This window comes from Brevundimonas sp. SH203 (genome assembly GCF_002157625.1).
In the GTDB taxonomy this organism is placed as follows: domain Bacteria; phylum Pseudomonadota; class Alphaproteobacteria; order Caulobacterales; family Caulobacteraceae; genus Brevundimonas.
The window spans coordinates 161,122-182,625 of sequence record NZ_BDMM01000004.1 but is presented as its reverse complement, the minus strand read 5'-3'; the positions used below and the strand labels follow the sequence as shown (position 1 = coordinate 182,625).

Sequence of the window (21,504 nt, the reverse complement as noted above, 5' to 3'; positions counted from 1 at the left end):
GGGCGCCGCTGAGCATAACTCCCCCGCCCGAGACGCCGCTTGTCCTTCTTTCACGCCGGTCCCGCGCCCAAAGGCGCCGGCCCCCGACCGGGGGCGCTGCGCGACGGCCTGATCCTGGCCCCGGGGATGAAGGTCGGCCTGTTCGGCGGTTCGTTCAATCCGGCCCATGACGGCCACGCCCATGTCGCGGAAACCGCCATGCGCCGCCTGGGTCTGGACCGCGTGGTCTGGCTGGTCTCGCCGCAGAATCCGCTGAAGGACGCCCGACAGAGCGCGCCCCTGGCCGAGCGGATGGCCTCGGCGCGCGCCCACGCCCACGGCCCGTCGATGATCGTTTCGGATTTCGAGAGCCGGGCCGGCGTCGCCTGGACGGTCGACACCCTGCGCCTTCTGGTCGCGCGGCATCCCGGCGTGCAGTTCGTCTGGCTGATGGGATCGGACAATCTGGCCAGCTTCCACCGCTGGCGCGGCTGGACCGACATCATGCGGCTGATGCCGGTGGCGGTGATCGCCCGGCCGGGCTCGCTGCTGGACAGCCGCACGGCGCCGGCCGCCGCCCGGTTCGCCGGCTTCCGCGTGCCGGAACGTGAGGCGGGTCTGTTGCCCAGCCTGTCGGCGCCCGCCTGGACCTATCTGACCGCGCCGCTGAATCCGCTGTCCTCGACGGCCATTCGCAGCGCAGGGGCGCGGCGTCAGACCGGACGCCCGGCGGCATAAACGCCGGCGTGATTGCGGCGCCGGTTCACGTTTCGGCCCATCCGTGCTAGAGGGCGTCTTTAGTCAACGCTCCCGGAGCCCTCCGCTGACCCCCTCGCCCGCGTACGATACGCAAGACGCCGCCGTTTCGAATACGGCGCACGAGATGGACCCTATCGAACCTCTCCATTCCGAAGACGGCCCAGACTCCAACCTGGCCTTCGGCGATTCCGCCCCGCGCCCCGTCGGCTCCACGCCGCTGGAAGAAGCCCTGCTGAGCCGCCTCGACGAGGACAAGGCCCAGGACCTCGTCCTGATCGACCTGAAGGGCAAGAGCGCCATGGCCGACACAATGATCGTGGCGTCGGGCCGGTCGCACCGTCACGTCGGCGCCATCGCCGACCACCTGCTGCGCACCCTGAAGGAACAGGGTCTGGGCAAGGCCAAGGTCGAGGGCCTGCCGCATTGCGACTGGGTGCTGATCGACGCCGGCGACGTGATCGTCCACCTGTTCCGCCCCGAGGTCCGCACCTTCTACAATATCGAGAAGATCTGGGCCGTCGATTCCGCGCACCGCACCGCGCGCGACTGACCCCATGAAGCTGGGCATCGTCGCCATCGGCCGGCCGGGCCGGGGGCCCGAGACGACGCTGGCCGACGACTACGCCCGGCGCGCCACCCTCGCGGGACGCGCGCTGGGCCTCGGCCCCCTCGAATTGATCGACCTGGACCCGCGTAAGCCGGGCAAGGCGCCGGAGGCCGAACTGATCCTGGCGGCCGCCGAGGGCGCGCACCTGATCGCCTGCGACGAACGGGGCAAGACCTATTCCTCGCGCGCCTTCGCCGACCATGTCGCCAGACTGCGTGATCAGGGCGAACGCCGTCTGGTCTTCGCCATCGGCGGGGCGGACGGGCTGGACGAGAGCGTGCGGGCCGCCGCATCCTCGACCCTGGCCTTCGGTCCCCAGACCTGGCCCCACGCCCTGGCCCGCGCCATGCTGGCCGAACAGCTGTATCGGGCCGTGACCATTCTGGCCGGATCGCCCTATCATCGCGACTGAGATGCGTCGCGCCGGTCCCCTTTCCCTCGCCCTGCTGACGGGCTTCGTCTGCGCCGCCCCGGCCATGAGCCGTCAGGCGCCCGAGAGCGAACTGTCGCGCATCCAGGCCGAATACCGCGACGAGGCGGTGCGCGCCCGGCGGCTGCGCGCCGACGCGGACGCCGCCAAGGCCGAACTGGCGCAGCTGGAGCGCCGGCTGGCGACCCTGCGCGCCGACGCCCGCAACGACGACCGCCAGATCGACGACCAGCGCGCCCGCCTGCGACAGCTCAGCGAGCGCGAGGCCGAACTGGTGTCCAGCCTGGCCCGCGAACGCGGCGCCCAGAGCCGCCTGCTCAGCGCGCTGCAGATGATGAGCCGCCGTCCGCCCCCGCCGCTGCTGGTTCCGGCGGACAAGGCCATCGACACCGTGCGCGCCTCCATCCTGCTCAAGGCCATGACCCCGGACCTGGAGACCCGCGCCAAGGCCCTGGCGGCGCGTCAGGCCGAGATCATGCGTATCCGCCGCCTCGCCGTCCTGTCCTCGGAACGCTTGCTGACGACCGAGAGCGCCCAAGGCGATCGCCGGGCCGAGATCGAGGGGCTGACGTCGCGCAAGACCGCCCTGACCGCCGTGCTGAACGCCGAGGCGCGCGCCGCCGAACGCGCCGCCGACGTGTTGGAGCGCCGCATCCGCGAACTGGGCGGCGCCGTGCCCCAGGCCGAGGCCGTCGAGACGCCCACAGCGCGTCTGCCCGCCAACCGCGCCCGCCTCAGCCCGCCGGTCGGGGGCGCGCCGACCCAGACCTGGGGTCAGGGAACCTCCGGCTGGCGCTGGCGCGCGGACCGGGCGGCGATCAAGGCGCCCGCCGACGCCAAGGTCGCCTACGCCGGGCCGCTGACCGGCTGGGGGCAGGTGGTGGTGCTGGACCTGGGGCCGGGCTGGCGCGCGGTGATCGCGGGGCTGGAAAGCGTCGATGTCCACGGCGACGCGCGCGTCGCGGACGGCCAGACCCTGGGGCGCAGCGGGCCGGACGGCGACGTCTATTTCGAACTGCGTCGCGACGAACGGCCCATCGATCCGGGGCCGTGGCTGCGATGAATCCGCAATAGGCCTTTGCATTATCCTCCGACGCTGATTTTATCGGAGGGACGCCGCGTCGCCACGATTTGGTCGTGTCTGCGGGGCCTTACCCTTCAAACGGGCGCCTTGAATGATCGGCCCGACCGAAAGAGACCGAATGCGTAAACTGCTCCTCGTCGGCTGCGCCGCACTGGTGCTCGGCGGCTCCGCCGCTGCTGTCAGCAGTCAGACCCCCCGCAACGAAACCTTCCGCATGCTGGAGCTGTTCGGCGACGTGGTCGGCATCGTGGAGCAGGCCTATGTCGTCCCGGTCGACAACAAGAAGCTGATCGAGGCGGCGCTGGCGGGCATGATGACCGCGTTGGACCCGCACTCCAACTATCTGCCGCCCACCAATTACAACGAGCTGCGCGAACGCACCGAGGGCCAGTATTCGGGCGTCGGCCTGACCATCAGCGCCGACGGCGGCATGGTGAAGGTCATCTCGCCGATGGACGACAGCCCCGCCGCCAAGGCCGGGGTCCAGGCGGGCGACGTCATCTCCTCCATCGAGGGTCAGAACGCGGCGGGCCTGACGGTCAGCCAGGTGTCCGAGAAGCTGCGCGGCGCCGTGGGCACCAGCGTCAAGGTGACGTTCCTGCGCGACGGCTCCGACCCGCTGGAAGTGACCCTGACCCGCGAGGTCATCAAGGTCCAGTCGGTCACGGGCCGGGTCGAGGGCGACTTCGGCTATCTGCGCGTCTCGACTTTCAACGAGAACACCGGCCGCGAGCTGAACGAGGCCATCGCCAAGATCAAGGCCGAGAAGCCGGGCGTGAAGGGCTATGTCCTGGACCTGCGCAACAACGGCGGCGGCCTGTTGAACGCCGCCATCGACGTGTCCGACGCCTTCCTGGAACGCGGCGAGATCGTCAGCCAGCGGGGAAGGAAGCCCGAACAGATTCAGCGTTATTCCGCCAAGCCGGGCGACATCACCGGCGGCCTGCCGCTGGTCGTGCTGGTCAACTACGGCTCGGCCTCGGCGTCCGAGATCGTCGCCGGCGCCCTGAAGGATCATCAGCGCGCGACCATCGTGGGTCTGACCAGCTTCGGCAAGGGTTCGGTCCAGACGGTGATCCCGCTGCGCCAGGGTCAGGACGGCGCCCTGTCGATTACGACGGCGCGCTACTACACACCGTCGGGCGCCTCGATCCAGAAGATCGGCATCGAGCCGGACCTGGAGGTCGCCCGGTCCGAGGCCGAGGCCCGCATCGTCTCGCGCTCCAGCTTCATCTATTCCGAGGCCGCCTACGCCACGGCGCTGGACGCCTCCATCGGCGCCGAGCGCAAGGGACCGCACACCCCGCGCGAGGCCCCCGGCGAAGGCTTCGACAAGGACAAGGATTATCAGCTGGAGCGGGCGCTGGACGTGCTGCGCGCCGGCGGCGACCTGTCGAAACTGTCCAAGGCGCCGGAAGGGATCGTCGTCACCGAACCGGGCTCGACGCCCAAGCCCGACGCCGAGCCGGCGGCGGATGCGCCGAAAGACGAATAGGACGGGGAAAGGGCGGCGCGAGCCGCCTTTTTCTTGCGGCTGGAGATTCGGCGGCTGAGTTTGGCCGGCCGACCTATCGGCGCACTTCAGACAAAAGATTCATCACAACGGGCACGACGAGGTCACGACGAACACGACGCCGCCGTGCCATTTCGAAAAAGCTTGATGGGTCTGAGGCGGCGAAGCCGCAACTCGATCAACGGTCTGAGACGGAACGGGGCGCCGAGGCGCGCTCGGTTCCGTCGTGGTCGTCGTGACCTCGTCGTGCCCGCTGTGATGAAAACGGCTTCCAGGCGCTCCGCATCACCTCAGCAATACGATTGCTCTAGGACAGGCGGTCCCGGAACGCCGAATAATCGAAATCGCGCATCGTCCTCAGCGCATCCGTCTCCGAGTTCCACAGCACGATGGACGGCAGGGGCACGCCGTTGAAGGTGTTGGTCTTGACCATCGAATAGTGGGCCTGATCCAGAAACGCGATCCGCGTCCCCGGTGTCGGCCGCTCGGCGAAGACATAGTCGCCGATGATGTCGCCGGCTAAACACGACGGCCCGCCCAGCCGCACCGTCACCCCCTGCGCCGGCTCGTCCAGCAGGGCGGGGCGATAGGGCGCCTCGATCACGTCGGGCATGTGGCAGGTGGCCGAGATGTCGGTGATGCCGATGGGCATGCCGTTGTCGAAGACATCCAGCACCTCGCCGATCAGGATGCCGGCGTCCAGCGCGACCGCCTCGCCCGGCTCCAGATAGACCTGGACGCCGTGTTTGGCCTGGATGTCCCGCACGAAGGCGACCAGATCGTCGGTCTGATAGTCGGCGCGGGTGATGTGGTGTCCGCCGCCCAGATTCAGCCATTTGATCCCGCCCAGCAGCGGCTCAAGCTTGGGCTCCACCGCCGCCCAGATGCGCGACAGGGGCTCGAAATCCTGCTCGCACAGGGCGTGGATATGCAGGCCGTCCACCCCGACCAGATGTTCGGGCGTCAGTTGCGACACCGGAAAGCCCAGACGCGAACAGGGCTGGGCCGGATCGTATTTGGCGACCTCGCCTTCCGAATGTTCGGGGTTCAGCCGCAGGCCGATCTCGAACACTTCGCCTTCGGCCCGCGCCGCCGCGATCAGGTCGGCGAACCGGGCGATCTGGGCCGGATTGTTGAAGATGACATGGTCCGACAGACGCAGGATTTCGGGCAGGTCCTGCGCCGTATAGGCCGGCGAATAGGTGGTCAGTTCGCCCTTGTAGAACTCGCGCGCCAGCCGCGCCTCCCAAAGACCCGAGGCGCAGACCCCGTCGAGGTATTCGCCGACCACATCGGCCAGCGACCACATCGAAAACGCCTTCAACGCCAGAAGCACGCGCGCCGCCGCCCCGTCGCGCACGCCCTTCAGCACCGACAGATTGCGACGGATGGCCGCCTCGTCCACCACGAAGGCGGGCGAGGCGACGCGGTTCAGGTCGAAATGCGCAAAGGCGCCCGGATCGCCGGCCTGGGTCTGCATTCAGTAGGGTCCGATCAGAAGTCCAGAGGGGCGTCCAGGTCCTGAACCTTCCACGGCAGGCCGTGCTGGTTCAGCATGTCCATGAAGGGATCGGGATCGAGCTGCTCCATGTTGAACACGCCGTCGCCCTTCCACTGGCCCGTCACCACCAGGGCCGCGCCGATCATGGCCGGGACGCCGGTGGTGTAGCTGACGGCCTGGTTGCCGGTCTCGGCATAGGCCGCTTCGTGGTCGCAGATGTTGTTGACGTAAACCGTCTTCCTGACCCCGTCCTTCAGGCCGGTGGCGATGACGCCGATGTTGGTCTTGCCCTTGGTGATCGGCCCCAGAGAGGCGGGTTCCGGCAGTAGGGCCTTCAGGAACTCGATCGGAATGATCTCGCGGCCCTGGAACGACATCGGCTCGATCGAGGTCATGCCGATGTTCTCCAGCACTTCCAGATGCTTCAGATAGGAGTCGCCGAAGGTCATCCAGAAACGGATGCGCTTGATCTCGGGGTAGAATTTGGCCAGCGATTCCAGCTCCTCATGGTACATGAGGTACATATTCTTCTCGCCCACGCCCTCGAAGTCGAAGACCTGTTTGTGGCTCAGCGCCGGGCCTTCGACCCACTGGCCGTTTTCCCAGTGACGCGAGTTGGCGGTCACTTCACGCAGGTTGATCTCGGGGTTGAAGTTGGTCGCGAACGGCAGGCCGGTGTCGCCGCCGTTGCAGTCCAGGATGTCCAGCGTCTCGATGGAATCCAGCAGGTGCTTCTTGACGTAGGTGGTGAAGACCGAGGTTACGCCGGGGTCGAAACCCGAACCCAGCAGCGCCATCAGGCCCGCATCCTTGAAGCGATCCTGATAGGCCCACTGCCACTTGTATTCGAACTTGGCCTCGTCGCGCGGCTCGTAGTTGGCGGTGTCCAGATAGTCGACGCCCGCTGCCAGACAGGCGTCCATGATCGACAGGTCCTGATAGGGCAGGGCCAGGTTCACGACCAACTGGGGCTGGACCGACTGGATCAGGGCCGTGGTCGCCGCCACGTCGTCGGCGTCGATGGCCGCCGTGTCGATGTCGACGCCGAAGCGCGACTTCACGGACTGGGCGATGGCGTCGCACTTGGACTTGGTGCGGCTGGCCAGGGTGATATGCGAGAAGATGTCCGTATTCATCGCCATCTTGTGGACGGCCACCGAACTGACGCCGCCCGCGCCGATAACCAGCACCTTGCTCATTCGTGCTTCTCCCGAAGTCTGAAACCCTGGCGACAACGCCGCCCCTATAAAGGGCGCGGCTCTTAGCACGATGATGACAATCCGCTAAATGCCTTGGCGCGCATCGGCTTTATAGCGCGATTGACTCGCCGTGGTTGCCTTGGCGCCGGTTTTCCTTCATAAGCCGCCGCTTCCGACGCAAGTGAACCTCGCGTCTCCACCCACACGACAGCTTTTTTGTCGTGCTACCGCGCTCCGCGCTGCTTGAGCACAGCCCTTTCGGGCTCAAGCAGGCCGCAAGGCCGATAGCCCGCAAAAAAGAACGAGGTGGGCGAGAACCCTCCGCCGACGTGATCGTCGCCGGGGGCCGTTGTCGTATGGAGCCGTTTCACCCGTCGATATGAGGTAGTGAATGTTCGAGGCTCTGAACGAGCGGCTGACAGGCGTCTTCGACCGGATCACCGGGCGCGGCGCCCTGTCCGAAAAGGATGTCGCCGAGGCGATGCGCGAAGTGCGCGTGGCCCTGCTCGAAGCCGACGTCGCCCTGCCGGTCGTCAAGGAATTCATCGCCTTCGCCACCGAGCGCGCCACCGGCGAAGAGGTGATCCGTTCGGTCAAGCCCGCCGATCAGGTGGTCAAGATCGTCTATGACGGCCTGATCGAGATGCTGGGCGGCGAGGAGCCCGTCCCCCTCAACACCAACGCCAATCCGCCCGCCGTGGTGCTGATGGCCGGTCTGCAGGGGTCGGGCAAGACGACGACCTCGGCCAAGCTGGCGCTGCGTCTGACCAAGTTCGATCGCAAGAAGGTCATGATGGCCTCGCTCGATACGCGCCGTCCGGCCGCGATGGAGCAGCTGGCCACACTGGGCAAGCAGATCGAGGTCGCGACCCTGCCCATCGTTCAGGGCGAGAGCGCGGTCCAGATCACCAAACGCGCCCTGACCGCCGCCAAGCTTCAGGGTTTCGACGTTCTGATCCTGGACACCGCCGGCCGCATCACCCTGGACGAAGGGCTGATGAACGAGGTCGCCGAGGTCGCCGACATCGCCAGGCCGGTCGAGACCCTGCTGGTCGCCGACAGCCTGACGGGTCAGGACGCGGTTCGCACCGCCAAGGCCTTCCACGAGCGCCTTCCCCTGACGGGTCTGGTCCTGACCCGCGCCGACGGCGACGGGCGCGGCGGCGCCATGCTGTCGATGCGGGCCGTCACCGGCCTGCCGATCAAATATCTGGGCGCCGGCGAAAAGGTCGATGCGCTGGACGTGTTCGACGCCCGCCGCGTCGCCGGCCGCATCCTGGGTCAGGGCGACATCGTCGCCCTGGTCGAAAAGGCCAGTCAGGAGCTGGACCAGGCCAAGGCCGAGAAGATGGCCCGGAAACTGGCCAAGGGTCAGTTCGATCTGGACGACCTGGCCGGTCAGCTTCAGCAGATGAAGCGGATGGGCGGGCTTCAGGGCATCATGGGCATGCTGCCCGGCGTGGCCAAGATGAAGGGTCAGATGGCCGAGAGCGGCATCGACGACCGCATGATCCTGCGTCAGGAAGCGATCATCTCCTCGATGACCAAGGCCGAGCGCAAGAAGCCCGACCTGCTGAACGCCTCGCGCAAGAAGCGCATCGCCGCCGGCGCCGGCGTCGACGTGCAGGACGTGAACCGGGTTCTGAAACAGCACCGCCAGATGGCCGATGTGGTCAAGTCGATGGCGCGCGGCGGACCCAGGAAGATGCAGCAGATGGCCGCCATGCTGGGCGGTCTCGGCGGCGGCGCAATGCCCGGAATGGGCGGCGGCCCCGACATGGCCCGCCTCAAGGCGCTGGGCGGCGGCAAGATGGCAGAACCCTCCGCCGACGATCTGAAAGCCATCCAGGACCGCCTTGCGGGTCTGGGCGGCGGACAACTTCCGGGAGGCCTTCCGGGCCTGCCGGGCTTCCCTCCCAAGAAATAACGACTACCTGGAAAGAGACCTGAAATGCTGAAGATTCGTCTGGCCCGCGGCGGCGCCAAGAAGCGCCCCTACTACCACATCGTCGTCGCCGACTCGCACTCGCCCCGCGACGGCAAGTTCATCGAGAAGGTCGGCTCCTACAACCCGATGCTGCCCAAGGACGGCGCCCAACCGCGCGTCGCCCTGAAGGTCGAGCGCATCGCCGAATGGCTCGGCAAGGGCGCCCAGCCGACCGACCGCGTCGCCCGCTTCCTGTCGCAGGACGAGACCCTGGGCCAGAAGGTCAAGTGGACCCAGTCCAACAACCCGAACAAGGCCCAGCCCGGCAAGAAGGCGCAAGAGCGCGCCGCCGAACGCGCCCAGCGCGAAGCCGACCGCCTGGAGGCCGAAGCCGCCGCCAAGGTCGAGGCCGCTGAAGCCGCCGCCCGCGCCAAGGAAGAGGCCGCCGCCGCCGCCGAAGCCGCCAAGAACGCCCCCGCTGCTGAAGAAGCGCCTGCCGAAGACGCTCCGGCCGCTGAAGACGCTCCGGCTGCCGAAGCGACCGAGGAAAAGGCCGAAGGCTAAGCCTTTCGGTTCGACGATGATCGAGGCGGCGTCTTTCGGCGCCGCCTTTTTCATGCCTTAAGGACAGAGATGACCACGGACAGCAGATTGATCCTCGTCGGCCAGGTCGGCGGCGGTTTCGGAGTGCGGGGCGAGGTGCGCGTGACCGCCTTCACCGCCGATCCCCTGGCCCTGACCGCCTATGGCCCGCTGCTGCGCGCCGACGGGACCGTGGCCCTGACCCTGACCGCGACCCGCCCGGACAAGAACGGCGTCGTCGGCCGCGCCAAAGAGATCGCCACCAAGGAACAGGCCGACGCCCTGCGCGGCCTGAAGCTGCACGTTCCCCGCGACCGCTTCCCCGAGCCGGAAGAGGACGAATTCTATCTCGCGGATCTGCTGGGGGTGGAGGTTCGCGATGTCGCCGGCGCCGTGCTGGGTGCGGTGAAGTCGGTCCAGAACTTCGGCGCCGACGACATGCTGGAGATCGCGCCCGCCGCCGGCGGCCCGACCTGGTATCTGCCCTTCACCAAGGACGCGACGCCGGAATTGCACCTGTCCGACGGCTGGCTGATGGCGGCGCCGCCGACCGAGGTGGGCGAGCGCGAACCGGATTAGGGCGGGCGGTTTCGTCCCTTATGCGTCCTCGACCGGGGCGTCGCCGACGTGTTTCTTGATCGATTCGATCGCCCGCTTGGCGCCCGACTTGTCCGAATAGCCTTCGGTCGAGAAGATGATCTCGGAATTGTATTTGAAGCGGACGCGGTACTCGCCCGCCTTGTCCTGATAGACTTCGAACTTGTGCGCCATCTGGCGTCTCCTTGACTTCGACCGACTGTCGGTCACGGCCAAGCTGGCGCCGCTTTCTGTCCGGTTCCAGACACAAGCGCGCGATCAAACGGCGCCCATCGCGGTTGCCAAATGGCAGGGGCCTTCCGACATGAAGGGCTCAATCGCCAGAGGTTCGCCCCATGACCGACCTGTCCGCCTTTCCCGTCACCCGCCGCTGGCCGGCCCGGCATCCCGACCGCATCCAGCTCTATTCCCTGCCGACGCCCAACGGGGTGAAGGTGTCGATCATGCTGGAGGAGGTCGGCCTGGCCTATGAGCCGCACCTGATCGACATCATGGCCAACGAGACATGGGGGGCGGAGTTTCTGTCGCTGAACCCCAATGGCAAGATCCCGGCCATCATCGACCCCGATGGTCCGGGCGGCCAGCCGCTGGCCCTGTTCGAATCCGGCGCCATCCTGATCTATCTGGCCGAAAAGACCGGCCAGCTGCTCTCGACCGAGCCGGCGACCCGCTACCAGACGATCCAGTGGCTGATGTTCCAGATGGGGGCCATCGGCCCGATGTTCGGACAGTTGGGCTTCTTCCACCGCTTCGCCGGCCGGGAGTATGAGGACAAGCGCCCGCGCGACCGCTACGTCGCCGAAAGCCGCCGCCTGCTGGGCGTGCTGGAGGCGCAGCTTGAGGGGCGGGATTGGATCGTAGGAAAGGATAGGGGCGACTACTCCATCGCCGATGTCGCCACCCTGGGCTGGGTCCGCAATCTGATCGGCTTCTACGAGGCGGGCGAGATCGTCGGCTTCAAGGATTTCCCCCGCGTCGCCGCCTGGCTGGAGCGCGGGCTGGCCCGTCCGGCGGTGCAGCGCGGGCTGGAGATTCCGGCGCGTCATTGAACCGTCGCCGCAAGCGAGCATTATCTGATGTCTTCAACAGGAGCGCGACCCATGGGTATCTTCTCTTCAATCTGGAACAAGATCACCGGCCACAAGCCCGCGACGGCCCCGCAGCCGACCCCGGTCCCCACCGCCCAACCTGCGCCCGGCGCGACGCCTGCGCCCGCCCCCGCGCTCCCGCCCGTCGATGTCGAGGCGGTGCTCAGCGATCTGGCGGCGTCCAAGGGCGGCGGCGGCAACTGGCGGACCTCCATCGTCGATCTGCTGAAGCTGCTCGACCTGGATTCCAGCCTGGCGGCCCGCAAGGAACTGGCCGAGGAGCTGAACGTCCACGCCGGCGAACACGGCTCGGCCGAGCAGAACATCGCCCTGTCCAAGGCGGTCTGGCAGAAGCTGGCCGAAAACGGCGGCCAGGTCCCGGCCTCGCTGCGGGACTAACGGCCCTCAGGCAGCGCGAAGCGCGGTAGGGCGAACAAGTAAGACCCCTCGCTGGATCAGGCTCTTGGTCTGATCCAGCGCATCGCCGCCAGAGCGGCGAACCCCACGACCAGTCCCCAGAAGGCGGAGCCGATCCCGAACAGGGCGACGCCCGACCCCGTGGCGGCGAAGGTCAGGACGGCGGCCTCCCGTTCGTCCGGCTTGGCCAGCATGGCGCCCAGCGCCCCTGTCAGGGCCGCGATCAGGGCCAGTCCCGTGATGATGGCCAGCACCGCAGGCGGCATGGCGATGAACAAGCCCGCCAGAGGCGCGGCGAACAGCGCCACGACGACATAGAATCCGCCATAGATTACGCCCACGACCCATCGCCGGGCCGGATCAGGGTGGGCTTCGGGGCCTGTGCAAAGAGCGGCGGTAATGGCGGCCAGATTAACCCCGTGGGCGCCGAACGGGGCGGCGATCAGACTGGTCAGGCCTGTGGCGAGGATCAGTCGATTGGCGGGCGGCGCATAGCCTGCGGCCCTCAGCACCACCAGCCCCGGCAGGTTCTGCGAGGCCAGCGTGACCAGAAACAGCGGCAGACCCAGGCTGACCGCGATCTTCCAGTCGAAGACGGGCATGACCGGCTCCAGCCCGCCGAACAGGCCCGTCCCCGGCGGCAGGCCGACTTGTCCCCTGAAGGCCAAAACGGCAAAGGCGGCGACCAGGACGGCAGGTAGGCTCCAGGCGGGCCACATCCGCCGCGTGACGATGAAGACGGTCAGCAGGCCCACCGCCAGCCCCATCTCATCCGGCGCCACCTTGAACAGTCTCAGGACAAAGGGCAGCAGCACTCCGGCCAGCATGGCCGAGGCGACCGAGGCCGGTATCTTCTGCGCCAACCGCCCCAGCGCGGGCAGCAGTCCCGTCAGCACCATCAACACGGCCGCGACGACGAAGGCGCCCACGGCGTTGGCCCAGCCCAGGCCCAGCGTGGAGGCCGCCAGCAGCGCCGCCCCCGGCGTGGACCAGGCCAGGACGACCGGCATCCTGAACCGCCAGCTCAGCAGCATCCCCGGCAGGCCGATCCCCAGGCACAGGGCCGTGACCATCGAAACGATCTGGGCCGGGCTGGCCCCCAGCGCCTGTCCCGCCTGAACGACCAGGGCGACCGTGCCGCCGAACCCGACGACCGTGGCCACGGCGGCGGCGGAGAAGCTGGCGGGCGGGGGCAGGGGCGGCGTCGTCATGGCCCAAGGGATAGGCGCGACGCTGGACCCCCCGAAAGCAAAAAGGACCGCCGGATGCTCCGGCGGCCCTTCATTGTTCACGGATGCGGCGGGATCAGCCCTCGATGTCTTCCGGCAGGCCGACGGCGTGGAAGCCCGCATCGACGTGGACGACTTCGCCCGTGGTCGAACGGCCCAGGTCCGAACACAGCCACAGGGCGGCGCCGGCGACGCCTTCCATCGAGGTCTCTTCCTTGATCAGCGAGAACTGGGCCGACTTGGAATGCAGGCCCCGTCCGCCCGAAATCCCCGCCAGCGACAGGGTCCGCATGGCGCCCGCCGAGATGGCGTTGACGCGGATGTTCTTCGGCCCCAGGTCGCGCGCGATATAGCGGGTCGCGGCCTCCAGCGCGGCCTTGGCCACGCCCATGGTGTTGTAGTTCGGAATGACCCGTTCCGACCCCAGATAGGTCAGGGTGATCATCGAGCCGCCGTTGGGCATCAGCCGGGCCGAACGCTTGGCCACGTCCACGAAGCTGAAGGCCGAGATGTTCATGGCCAACAGGAAGCTGTCGCGGGTGGTGTTGTCGACGAACGACCCCTTCAACTCGTCTTTGTTGGCGAAGGCGACCGAGTGGACGACGAAGTCGATCGTGCCGAATTCCTTCTCCAGCTCCTCGAACGCCTTGTCCATCGAGGCGTCGTCGGTGACGTCGGCCTGGATCAGCAGCCGGGCGCCGACGCTTTCGGCCAGCGGGCGCACCCGACGCTCCAGGCTTTCGCCCAGATAGGTGAAGGCCAACTCGGCGCCCTGGGCGGCCAGTTGCGATGCGATGCCCCAGGCGATGGAGCTGGAGTTCGCGACCCCCATGATCAGGCCCTTCTTGCCCTTCATGAGGTCTCCGGTGGGCATGTCCCAGCCTTCGCTCGTCGCCATTGTGTGTCTCCTGATGATTTGCCGGAGGGTTAGCAGGGCAGGGCGGCAGGCTCAACGCCTCACCCCTCCACCGCAAGGGAGGGGAAACGTGGCGTGGGGCCTTACAGCAGGGCCGAAACCGCCGCCCGGGCGGCCTCGCCCAGGTCCGCGCGTTTCAGGGCCAGGGCGACGTTGGCGCGCAGCAGGCCGATCTTGTCGCCGCAGTCGTGGGTCACGCCGGCGTATTCGACGGCGGTGAAGGCCTGGGTGTCCATCAGCCGGGCCATGGCGTCGGTCAGCTGGATCTCGTTGCCGGCGCCCCGCTCCTGCGTCGCCAGAAGGTCGAAGATTTCCGGCTGCAGGATGTAGCGACCGGCGATCGACAGATTGGACGGCGCCGTGCCGGGGGCGGGCTTTTCGACCATCCCCTTCATGGTGATCCGATTGCCGTCGCGGGCGGCGGGATCGACGATGCCGTATTTGTGGGCCTGTTCGATATCGACCGATTCCACCCCGATCAGATTGCCGCCCGTCTCGGCATAGACCTCGACCAGTTGCTTCAGGGCGCCGGGTTGGCCGTCAACGATCACGTCGGGCAGGATGACGGCGAACGGCTCGGGGCCGATGATGTCGCGCGCGCACCAGACGGCGTGGCCCAGGCCCTTGGGCTGCATCTGGCGGGTGAAGCTCATCTCGCCGGGCCGCGCCAGTTCGGCGTTCATCGCCGCCAGGATTTCGGTCTTGCCCTTGGCCTCCAGCTGGGCCTCCAGCTCAATCTGGTGATCGAAATAGTCCTCGATCGCTTCCTTGGAGCGGCCGGTGACGAAGACGATATGCTCGATCCCCGCCTCGCGCGCCTCTTCCACAATGTAGGACAGGATCGGCCGGTCGACGACATTCAGCAACTCCTTGGGCGTCGTCTTGGTGCCGGGAAGGACGCGGGTGCCGAGGCCCGCGACGGGCAGTACGGCCTTGCGCAGACGCGCGGGCGTGGAGGTCATCAAATCATCCTGACAGCTATCCCGCCCCTCATACCCGGTGCGGACCGGCGAAAGAAGGGGCGGGACGGCGGTCGGGTTCCGCCTTATTTGGCGGGGCGGGCCATCGGCGTCATGGCGACGACCAAAGCGCGCTGGGCCTGGAGCTGGTCTTCCGGCAGCGGGATCAGGCCGCGGTCGGCCAGATAGCCGCCCTTGCCGGCCGACCCTTCCGACAGGAACTCCTGCACGAACTGCTGCAGGCCGGGGATCACGCCGACATGGGCCTTCTTCACATAGATGTAGAGGCTGCGCGACAGCGGGTATTCGCCGCTGGCGATGGTGTCGGCGGTGGGCGAGACGCCGTCGATGGTCTCGGCCTTCACCGTGTCCAGGTTCTGCTCCAGGAAGGAATAGCCGAACACGCCCAGCGATCCCGGCGTGCGGGTCAGGGTCTGGACGATGGCGTTGTCGTTCTCGCCCGAGTCGATCCAGGCGCCGTCTTCGCGCAGGGTATGGGCGATGGCCTCGAACCGGTTCTTGTCGCCCTCGATGGCCTTGACCCCCGGCACCAACTTGGCGCCCGGCGTCATGCCCAGCTCCAGGAAGGCGTCGCGCGTGCCCGAGGTGGGCGGAGGGCCATAGACCTGGATGCGCTGGTTCGGCAGGCCCTTGTTCACCTCGTTCCAGCTCTTGGCCGGGTTGGCGACGAAGGCGCCGTTCGCGCCCGGCACTTCCTTGGCCAGACCTTCATAGAGGTCGTTCAGTTCGAAGTTGAAGCCGTTACCGTTGCGGGCGGTGGCGATGACGATGCCGTCGAAGCCGATCTTGATCTCGACGATGTCGGTGACGCCGTTCTTGGCGCACAGGTCGAACTCGGACGCCTTCATCTGACGCGAGGCGTTGGCGATGTCGGGGGTGTTGGGGCCGACGCCCTGGCAGAAGGCCTGGATGCCGCCGCCGGTGCCCAGCGATTCGACGCGCGGCGCGGCGCCGCCCGAGGTGCGGGCGAAGGTTTCGGCGACGCGGGTGGCGAACGGGAAGACGGTGGACGAACCCGCCGCCCAGATGCCCGACCGGGTTCCAGACGGCGAACCGCCCGAACCGCCGCCGTCGCCGCAGGCCGCCAGGGCCATGAGGGCGGTCGCCGCCACGGCGTATTTCAGTGAACGGATCATCAGTCGCTCTCCCTGAGCCTCGATTTCGCGACGCTTAGACCAGAGGTTTGTGACGGTTTTTGCCTCCGTTCAGCGGCCCGTCACAGCAGGCGGCGGCGCATGACCTGCGACAGGGTGTCGATCAGGGTCACGGCGACCACGACGACGATCACGATGGCCGAGACGGCGCGGAAGTCGAAGGCGTTCATGCTGTCGAACAGCACCTGGCCGATGCCGCCGGCGCCGATCAGGCCCAGCACCGTCGCCGACCGGCTGTTGGATTCGAAACGATACAGGGCGAACGACGTCCACAGCGGCGCGACCTGCGGCAGTACGCCCCAGACGATCTCGTGCAGCTTGCCGGCCCCGGTGGCGCGCACGCCTTCGACCGGCCCCTTGTCGATGGATTCCACGGCTTCCGAGAACAGCTTGGCCAGGACGCCGGCCGTGTTCAGGGTGATGGCCAGAACGCCGGCCAGCGGCCCCAGGCCCACGGCGGTCACGAACAGCAGGCCGATCACCAGATCGGGCACCGAACGCAGCAGGTTCATCACCCAGCGCACCGGGGTCACGATCCAGACGGGGGCGATGTTGCGCGCCGCCGCCAGACCCAGCGGAATGCCCAGGATCACGGCCAGGAAGGTGCCCCACAAGGCGATCTGGACCGTCTCCCACATCTTGGCGACGAACATCTTCCAGTCGGCGAAATCGGGCCGCAGAAGGTCGTGGACGAACAGCTTGGTGCTTTCGTTGCCCGCGAACAGGCGCGAGATATTGCCCAGGTCCACAGCGTCGATGCTGTAGAGCAGGACGGCGGCGACGCCGCCCCAGACCAGGATGTCTGCGACCCAGGCCAGGGTCGATTTCTTGGGCGCCGCCGGAATGGCGAGCGCGGGCGACGCGGCTGTGGTCAAGGCCGGACCTCGCGCAGGCTGCGCAGGCGTTGCAGTTCGCGCTCGGCGGCGGCCGCGCCGGCGGCATCGCCCTTGGCGCGGGCCTCGCCCAGCTTCTGGTCGGCGATCATCTCGCGGATCGGGTCCAGATAGCTGTCGTCGGCGGCGGCGAAGCGCGAATATTCCAGGTCCGCCAGAATCTTGCGCTGGCGTTCGGCCTCGGCCCCTTCGCCCTGGCCATAGGTCAGGAAGAAGCTGCGAATCTTTTCCTTCAGCGCCGGGTCCAGGTCCTCGCGCACGACGATGCCGCTCTCGGGGATGGGGGGCGAGGTCCAGATGTCCTCGATCTGGGCGGCCAGCTGCGGGTTCTCCTTGCGCATGAACAGGGTGTTGACGCTGTTAGAGGTCGCCACGTCGATCACGCCGGTCGCCACGCCGAAGGCGTTGGCCTGGTGGTTGGCCGAGCGCACGGTCTTGAAGCACTGGCTGGGGACCACGCCGCGCGGATTGAACAGGAAGGTCAGGGGCGCCAGCGTGCCCGAGGTCGACTGGGCGTCGCCGATGCCGAAGTTGTACTTCTTGCCGCACGCCATGACCTGATCCAGCGTGATGCCCGACCCTTTCTTGACGATCAGGGTGGACTGATAGCTGTCCAGACCCTCGCGGTTGACGGTGCGGGCGATGACCTCGGCCTTGGCGCGGTCGATGGCCTCGACCTCGGGCTTGGCCGAGAACCAGCCGACCTGGGTGTGGTTGCCGCGCATGGCCTCGACCAGAACCGTATAGTTCGAGCCGAAATAGGGTTTCACCGGCACGCCGACGGCCTTGGACATGTCGTCCAGCAGAGGCTGCCACAGCGGGCCGGCCGAGGCCTGGCCTTCCGCCGACAGGATGGAGAAGGTCAGTTCCGCAGGCGCGCCGCCCTCGGTCTTCTTGTCGCCGCCGCCGCACGCGGCCAGGCCCAGGATCATCACGGCGGCGCCCGCCGCCGCCATCAGGCCGCGGAAGGCTTTGGGGGTGGGGGCAATACGGGACAGGCTCATGCCTTGGTCTCCCAGAACGCGTCCTCGAATTCGGGACCGTAGATTTCGATCAGGCGCTTTTGGTCCAGCGCCGTGGAAGGGCCGTCATAGACGATCTTGCCGCCCTGCAGCGCGATGACACGGTCGCAATAGCGGATGGCGTAGTCGACCTGGTGCAGGGTGACGATCACGCCCAGGCCGTCGCGCTTGTTCAGCTCGACCAGCAGCTCCATCACCTTGCGCGCGGACACGGGGTCCAGCGAGGCGACGGGTTCGTCGGCCAGAATGGCCCTGGCGCCCTGAACGATGGCGCGGGCGATGGCGCCGCGCTGCTGCTGACCGCCCGACAGGGTGTTGGCGCGCTGTGCGGCGTAATCCGAGACGCCGACGCGGTGCAGGGCCGCCATGGCCTTGTCCTTGTCGGACTGGGGCCACATCCCCAGAAGCCCCTGCCACGACGGCAGGCGGCCCAGGGCGCCCAGCATGACGTTGGAGAACAGGCTCAGGCGCCCGACCAGGTTGAACTGCTGGAAGATCATGCCCAGCTTGCCGCGCGCCTTGCGCACGGCGCCGGTGACACGGCCGTCCTTCTGCACCGTCTCGCCGAAGACCTGGATGGTCCCCTTGCCGGCGTCGATCGACTGAAGCCCGGTGATGGAACGCAGCAGGGTGGACTTGCCCGAGCCGGACGGCCCGATCAGGGCGACCATCTCGCCCGAGGCGACCGAGATCGAGACGCCGTCCAGCGCCTTTCGCGATCCGAAGGTCTTCGACACGTCACGCGCCTGGACTAGCCCGGGGGCGATGGCGGCTGCGGATGAACTCATGAACTCGCTAGGAGGCTGTGGCGAAGGGGCGCCGCATGACGCGACGAAGGCGTTTGGGCAAGTCCTAATCGCACGGCGTGAGGGATTTCGTCTAGCCTGCGCTTGTCCGCTCCTCGCCGCCGCAGCGCCGCAGGCGTTCGACGTCCGCGACGTTGGCGAAGTCCGCATCCTGCATCAGCCGCGCGTCCATGGCCCGCGCGGCGTCCGCCAGGATCGGGTGAGCGGACAGGGAGGTCAGCGCCTTTCGCAGCCGAACCGCGCTGGTCAGGTCGTGTGCGCCGTGACGCACCACGGGGCCGAAGATGTCGTCCAGCAGATCGTCCGCCGACAAGGGTTCGGCCAGCACGCGGTCGCAGGGCGCCCGCTCGTCAGGCGTGGTGTCGGCCCACAGGTCCAGAAGCCGCACCCCCGAGCCGATCACCCCGACCACGGTGCCGATGTCGTTGACGGCGGCCGACAGGGCCTTGTCCGCGATCTCGCCCAATACGATCAGGCCGTAACGCGGGTCCTGATCGAACGACCGTTCGCGGCCCAGGGCGAAGGCGGTCTGCACCGCGTCCGCGTCCACGGCGTCGCCGCTCAGCCGCGCCAGCGGCTCCCCGCGCATGACGAAGGCGCCGGGCCGGGCGATCACCTGAACGCGCCCGTCGGCCCGCTCGGCCGCCGCCTGCAGGCGCTGGACGTCCACGTTCAGCACATAGCCTGTCTGCGGGGCCGCGACGACCGGCCCCCGATCCAGCACGCCGGACGCGGCCCCGATGCGCGGTCGTCGCGCCTCGGCCGTCAGGGCGATCAGGGCCTCGGCCTCGACCCGTTCGACCGTGTGGCTGAGGCGCGCCAGCCGCGTCAGGCGGCTGACCCAGGTCAGCAGGCGAAAGGCCACCAGGGCGACCACGACCAGGCTGAACAGGAAGATGATCGCCCGGCCGCCCGGCCCGTAATATTGGGCATTGATCGCCGTGACCCCGACGATGGCGTAGAGGAAGGCGCCGACGAAGGTGGCCAGCGCCTTCTGGGTGCTTTCGTCGCCAGTGATCAGGGCGGCGGCCCGGGGCGTCGCTGCGCTGGAGACGCTGGTGTAGGCTGTGACCATGGCCCCCAGCGAAAAGGTGGCCACGGCCAGCAGGCTGGACGCCAGGATAGTCAGCACCGCCTCGACGGAATCGCCGCCGAACCGTTCCGCCAGCACCGGCGGCGCGAAAGGCGCGCCCCAGGCCCCGGCCAGGGCGGCGACCACGCCGAGCGCAGCATAGAGGCTGGCCCGCCACCACAGCTGTCGCGACATGCGCCGAAACAGGAATATCCAGCGATTCATTCACGCCTCCCGACGTCTGAACGACAGCCAAAGGCCAAGGTTGCCGTCCGGGCGCCATTCCGGGGGTGAACGGACATTTGTGACGGTCTAGCCCGGACCAAACCCAGGCCCCGCCATGAAATTACCGCTTTACATGACAGTCCACAGCCCCCATATCGCGCTCTCCGGCGGACCCCGTAGGTCTAACCGTTACGCGCTGCTAACGCCGGTCTGGGTTAACAATTATCAGGGGGTTACGTGAATTGCGCACGTACCAGCTTCCCCTGGACCTGGTCCGTGAGCGGCCTCCTGAACGTCCCGTCGCCCTCGTGCGGCCGCGTTCGGTTTCCGTAGCGGCGCGCTGGTTCCAGGATAATCTAAAGGCCGACGTCTTCTATGCGGTGAAGGCGAACCCGTCGCGGTGGGTCGTCGAGACCCTGATCGAGGCCGGCGTTCGCGCCTTCGACGTGGCGTCCATCGCCGAGATCGAACTGGTCCGTTCGGTCAGCGAGGACGTGCGTCTGGCCTTCATGCACCCGGTCAAGAGCCGGTCTGCGATCACAAAAGCCTATTTCGACCACGGCGTCCGCACCTTCTCTCTCGACTGCGTGGAAGAGCTGAACAAGATCCTCGACGCCACCGGCGGCGCGGACGACCTGAACCTGATCGTGCGCATGGCCGTCTCGGCCGACGGCGCGGCCTACACCCTGTCGGGCAAGTTCGGCGTCTCGTCGGACCAGGCCCCGGCCCTGCTGTTGGCCACGCGCCGGGCGGTCAGGGAAGGGCTGATGGGCGTTTCCTTCCACGTCGGCAGCCAGTGCATGCGCCCGACCGCCTATCAGGCCGCCATGGCCCAGGTCGGCCGGTCGATCAGCCGTGCGGGCGTGATCGTCGACATCGTCGATGTCGGCGGCGGCTTCCCGTCCGTCTATCCGGGCATGGTCCCGCCGGACATGAGCGAATACGCCGACGCCATCCATCGCGGCTTCAACGAGATGCCGGTGTCGGAAACGACCGAGCTGTGGTGCGAGCCCGGCCGGGCGCTGGTCGCCGAAAGCTCGTCGATCCTGGCCCGCGTCGATCTGAGGAAGGGCGACGCCCTGTATCTGAACGACGGCTCGTATGGCTCGCTGTTCGACGCGACCCACTCGCGCTGGCCCTTCCCGACCAAGCTGGTCCGGGACGGGGAGGCTTCGGGCGATCTTAAGGCGTTCCAGTTCTACGGCCCGACCTGCGATTCCATCGACCATATGCCCGGACCCTTCTGGCTGCCGGCCGATGTGCGCGAAGGCGACTTCATCGAGATCGGCATGCTGGGCGCTTACGGCGTGGCCATGTCGACGGGCTTCAACGGCTATGGCGAACACGACATCGCCGCGGTCGAGGACGCCCCGATGGCCTCGCTCTATGGCCTGGCGCCGCGTTCCATCCCCACCGTGCGCACCACGGCGGAAGAGAACGCCCGCAAGGTCGTGCGCCTGTCACGCCCCAAGGGTAAGGCCGGTCAGCGCAAGTCGCGCCGGAAGTAGGGCGCTACGCTGATCG

At 67.7% G+C, this 21,504-nt stretch carries 22 protein-coding genes; 11 read left to right on the top strand and 11 right to left on the bottom strand.

All coding sequences use genetic code 11. From position 1 onward, the window contains the following. The first annotated feature begins 39 nt into the window (after positions 1–39). The 5 genes from SH203_RS10330 to SH203_RS10310 all read left to right on the top strand — a co-directional run bounded on the left by SH203_RS10330 (position 40) and on the right by SH203_RS10310 (position 4,354). Entirely contained in the window at positions 40–717 is a 678-nt protein-coding gene (locus SH203_RS10330) for a nicotinate-nucleotide adenylyltransferase (protein WP_087120852.1), read from the top strand. A 145-nt stretch (positions 718–862) separates the two neighbouring features. Then, the gene (gene rsfS, locus SH203_RS10325; protein WP_200808897.1) at positions 863–1,288 is read left to right on the top strand and encodes a ribosome silencing factor; all 426 of its coding nucleotides are present in this window, start codon (positions 863–865) and stop codon (positions 1,286–1,288) included. A gap of 4 nt (positions 1,289–1,292) precedes the next feature. After that, a complete protein-coding gene (rlmH, locus tag SH203_RS10320) occupies positions 1,293–1,757 on the top strand; it encodes a 23S rRNA (pseudouridine(1915)-N(3))-methyltransferase RlmH (RefSeq protein ID WP_087120851.1) in 465 nt (154 codons plus the stop codon). Position 1,758: 1 nt separating this feature from the next. After that, positions 1,759–2,838 carry a murein hydrolase activator EnvC gene (locus SH203_RS10315; protein ID WP_087120850.1) on the top strand — a complete coding sequence of 360 codons (1,080 nt, stop codon included), beginning with the start codon at positions 1,759–1,761 and terminating at the stop codon, positions 2,836–2,838. 139 nt (positions 2,839–2,977) lie between these two features. Next, positions 2,978–4,354, top strand: coding sequence for a S41 family peptidase (locus tag SH203_RS10310; protein ID WP_087120849.1), 1,377 nt, complete (start codon positions 2,978–2,980; stop codon positions 4,352–4,354). Between the two features lie 325 nt (positions 4,355–4,679). Here SH203_RS10310 and SH203_RS10305 read toward each other — a convergent pair whose 3' ends face one another. After that, complete coding sequence (locus tag SH203_RS10305) at positions 4,680–5,852, bottom strand: carboxynorspermidine decarboxylase (RefSeq protein ID WP_087120848.1); 1,173 nt, start codon at positions 5,850–5,852, stop codon at positions 4,680–4,682. Positions 5,853–5,866: 14 nt separating this feature from the next. Then, positions 5,867–7,072: a saccharopine dehydrogenase family protein gene (locus tag SH203_RS10300; RefSeq protein WP_087120847.1), complete on the bottom strand. Its 1,206-nt coding sequence runs from the start codon at positions 7,070–7,072 to the stop codon at positions 5,867–5,869. A gap of 391 nt (positions 7,073–7,463) precedes the next feature. Here SH203_RS10300 and ffh point away from each other — a divergent pair, with 391 nt between their 5' ends. From ffh to rimM, 3 genes are all read left to right on the top strand, one after another. Further along, complete coding sequence (gene ffh, locus SH203_RS10295) at positions 7,464–8,999, top strand: signal recognition particle protein (RefSeq protein WP_087120846.1); 1,536 nt, start codon at positions 7,464–7,466, stop codon at positions 8,997–8,999. Positions 9,000–9,023: 24 nt separating this feature from the next. Then, positions 9,024–9,563: a 30S ribosomal protein S16 gene (rpsP, locus tag SH203_RS10290; protein ID WP_087120845.1), complete on the top strand. Its 540-nt coding sequence runs from the start codon at positions 9,024–9,026 to the stop codon at positions 9,561–9,563. A 69-nt stretch (positions 9,564–9,632) separates the two neighbouring features. Further along, complete coding sequence (gene rimM / locus SH203_RS10285; RefSeq protein WP_087120844.1) at positions 9,633–10,160, top strand: ribosome maturation factor RimM; 528 nt, start codon at positions 9,633–9,635, stop codon at positions 10,158–10,160. An 18-nt stretch (positions 10,161–10,178) separates the two neighbouring features. Here the strand turns inward: rimM and SH203_RS10280 are convergent, their stop codons facing one another. Further along, a complete protein-coding gene (locus SH203_RS10280) occupies positions 10,179–10,352 on the bottom strand; it encodes a DUF1508 domain-containing protein (protein ID WP_087120843.1) in 174 nt (57 codons plus the stop codon). A gap of 161 nt (positions 10,353–10,513) precedes the next feature. Between SH203_RS10280 and SH203_RS10275 the strand changes: the two genes are divergently transcribed. Beyond that, entirely contained in the window at positions 10,514–11,227 is a 714-nt protein-coding gene (locus SH203_RS10275; protein ID WP_087120842.1) for a glutathione S-transferase N-terminal domain-containing protein, read from the top strand. 51 nt (positions 11,228–11,278) lie between these two features. After that, positions 11,279–11,665 (top strand): DUF3597 domain-containing protein, encoded by a 387-nt coding sequence (locus tag SH203_RS10270; RefSeq protein WP_087120841.1) that lies wholly within the window; start codon positions 11,279–11,281, stop codon positions 11,663–11,665. 56 nt (positions 11,666–11,721) lie between these two features. On the opposite strand, the gene SH203_RS10265 is transcribed toward SH203_RS10270, so the two are convergent. From SH203_RS10265 to SH203_RS10230, 8 genes are all read right to left on the bottom strand, one after another. Continuing rightward, positions 11,722–12,894, bottom strand: a complete 1,173-nt coding sequence (locus SH203_RS10265) for a benzoate/H(+) symporter BenE family transporter (protein ID WP_087120840.1) — start codon at positions 12,892–12,894, stop codon at positions 11,722–11,724. Between the two features lie 94 nt (positions 12,895–12,988). Next, the gene (locus SH203_RS10260; RefSeq protein ID WP_200808907.1) at positions 12,989–13,786 is read right to left on the bottom strand and encodes an enoyl-ACP reductase; all 798 of its coding nucleotides are present in this window, start codon (positions 13,784–13,786) and stop codon (positions 12,989–12,991) included. Between the two features lie 125 nt (positions 13,787–13,911). Beyond that, complete coding sequence (galU, locus tag SH203_RS10255) at positions 13,912–14,790, bottom strand: UTP--glucose-1-phosphate uridylyltransferase GalU (RefSeq protein ID WP_087120838.1); 879 nt, start codon at positions 14,788–14,790, stop codon at positions 13,912–13,914. Between the two features lie 83 nt (positions 14,791–14,873). Continuing rightward, complete coding sequence (locus tag SH203_RS10250) at positions 14,874–15,944, bottom strand: substrate-binding domain-containing protein (RefSeq protein WP_087120837.1); 1,071 nt, start codon at positions 15,942–15,944, stop codon at positions 14,874–14,876. Between the two features lie 80 nt (positions 15,945–16,024). Continuing rightward, entirely contained in the window at positions 16,025–16,837 is an 813-nt protein-coding gene (phnE, locus tag SH203_RS10245) for a phosphonate ABC transporter, permease protein PhnE (protein WP_087120836.1), read from the bottom strand. Then, the gene (gene phnD / locus SH203_RS10240) at positions 16,834–17,859 is read right to left on the bottom strand and encodes a phosphate/phosphite/phosphonate ABC transporter substrate-binding protein (protein ID WP_087120835.1); all 1,026 of its coding nucleotides are present in this window, start codon (positions 17,857–17,859) and stop codon (positions 16,834–16,836) included. Before phnD ends, phnE begins: the two co-directional genes overlap by 4 nt. Then, complete coding sequence (phnC, locus tag SH203_RS10235; protein ID WP_087120834.1) at positions 17,856–18,665, bottom strand: phosphonate ABC transporter ATP-binding protein; 810 nt, start codon at positions 18,663–18,665, stop codon at positions 17,856–17,858. Before phnC ends, phnD begins: the two co-directional genes overlap by 4 nt. 91 nt (positions 18,666–18,756) lie before the next feature. Further along, positions 18,757–19,980 carry a DUF2254 domain-containing protein gene (locus tag SH203_RS10230; RefSeq protein ID WP_087120833.1) on the bottom strand — a complete coding sequence of 408 codons (1,224 nt, stop codon included), beginning with the start codon at positions 19,978–19,980 and terminating at the stop codon, positions 18,757–18,759. Positions 19,981–20,222: 242 nt separating this feature from the next. Between SH203_RS10230 and SH203_RS10225 the strand changes: the two genes are divergently transcribed. Then, the gene (locus tag SH203_RS10225) at positions 20,223–21,488 is read left to right on the top strand and encodes a type III PLP-dependent enzyme (RefSeq protein ID WP_087120832.1); all 1,266 of its coding nucleotides are present in this window, start codon (positions 20,223–20,225) and stop codon (positions 21,486–21,488) included. Positions 21,489–21,504 lie beyond the last annotated feature (16 nt).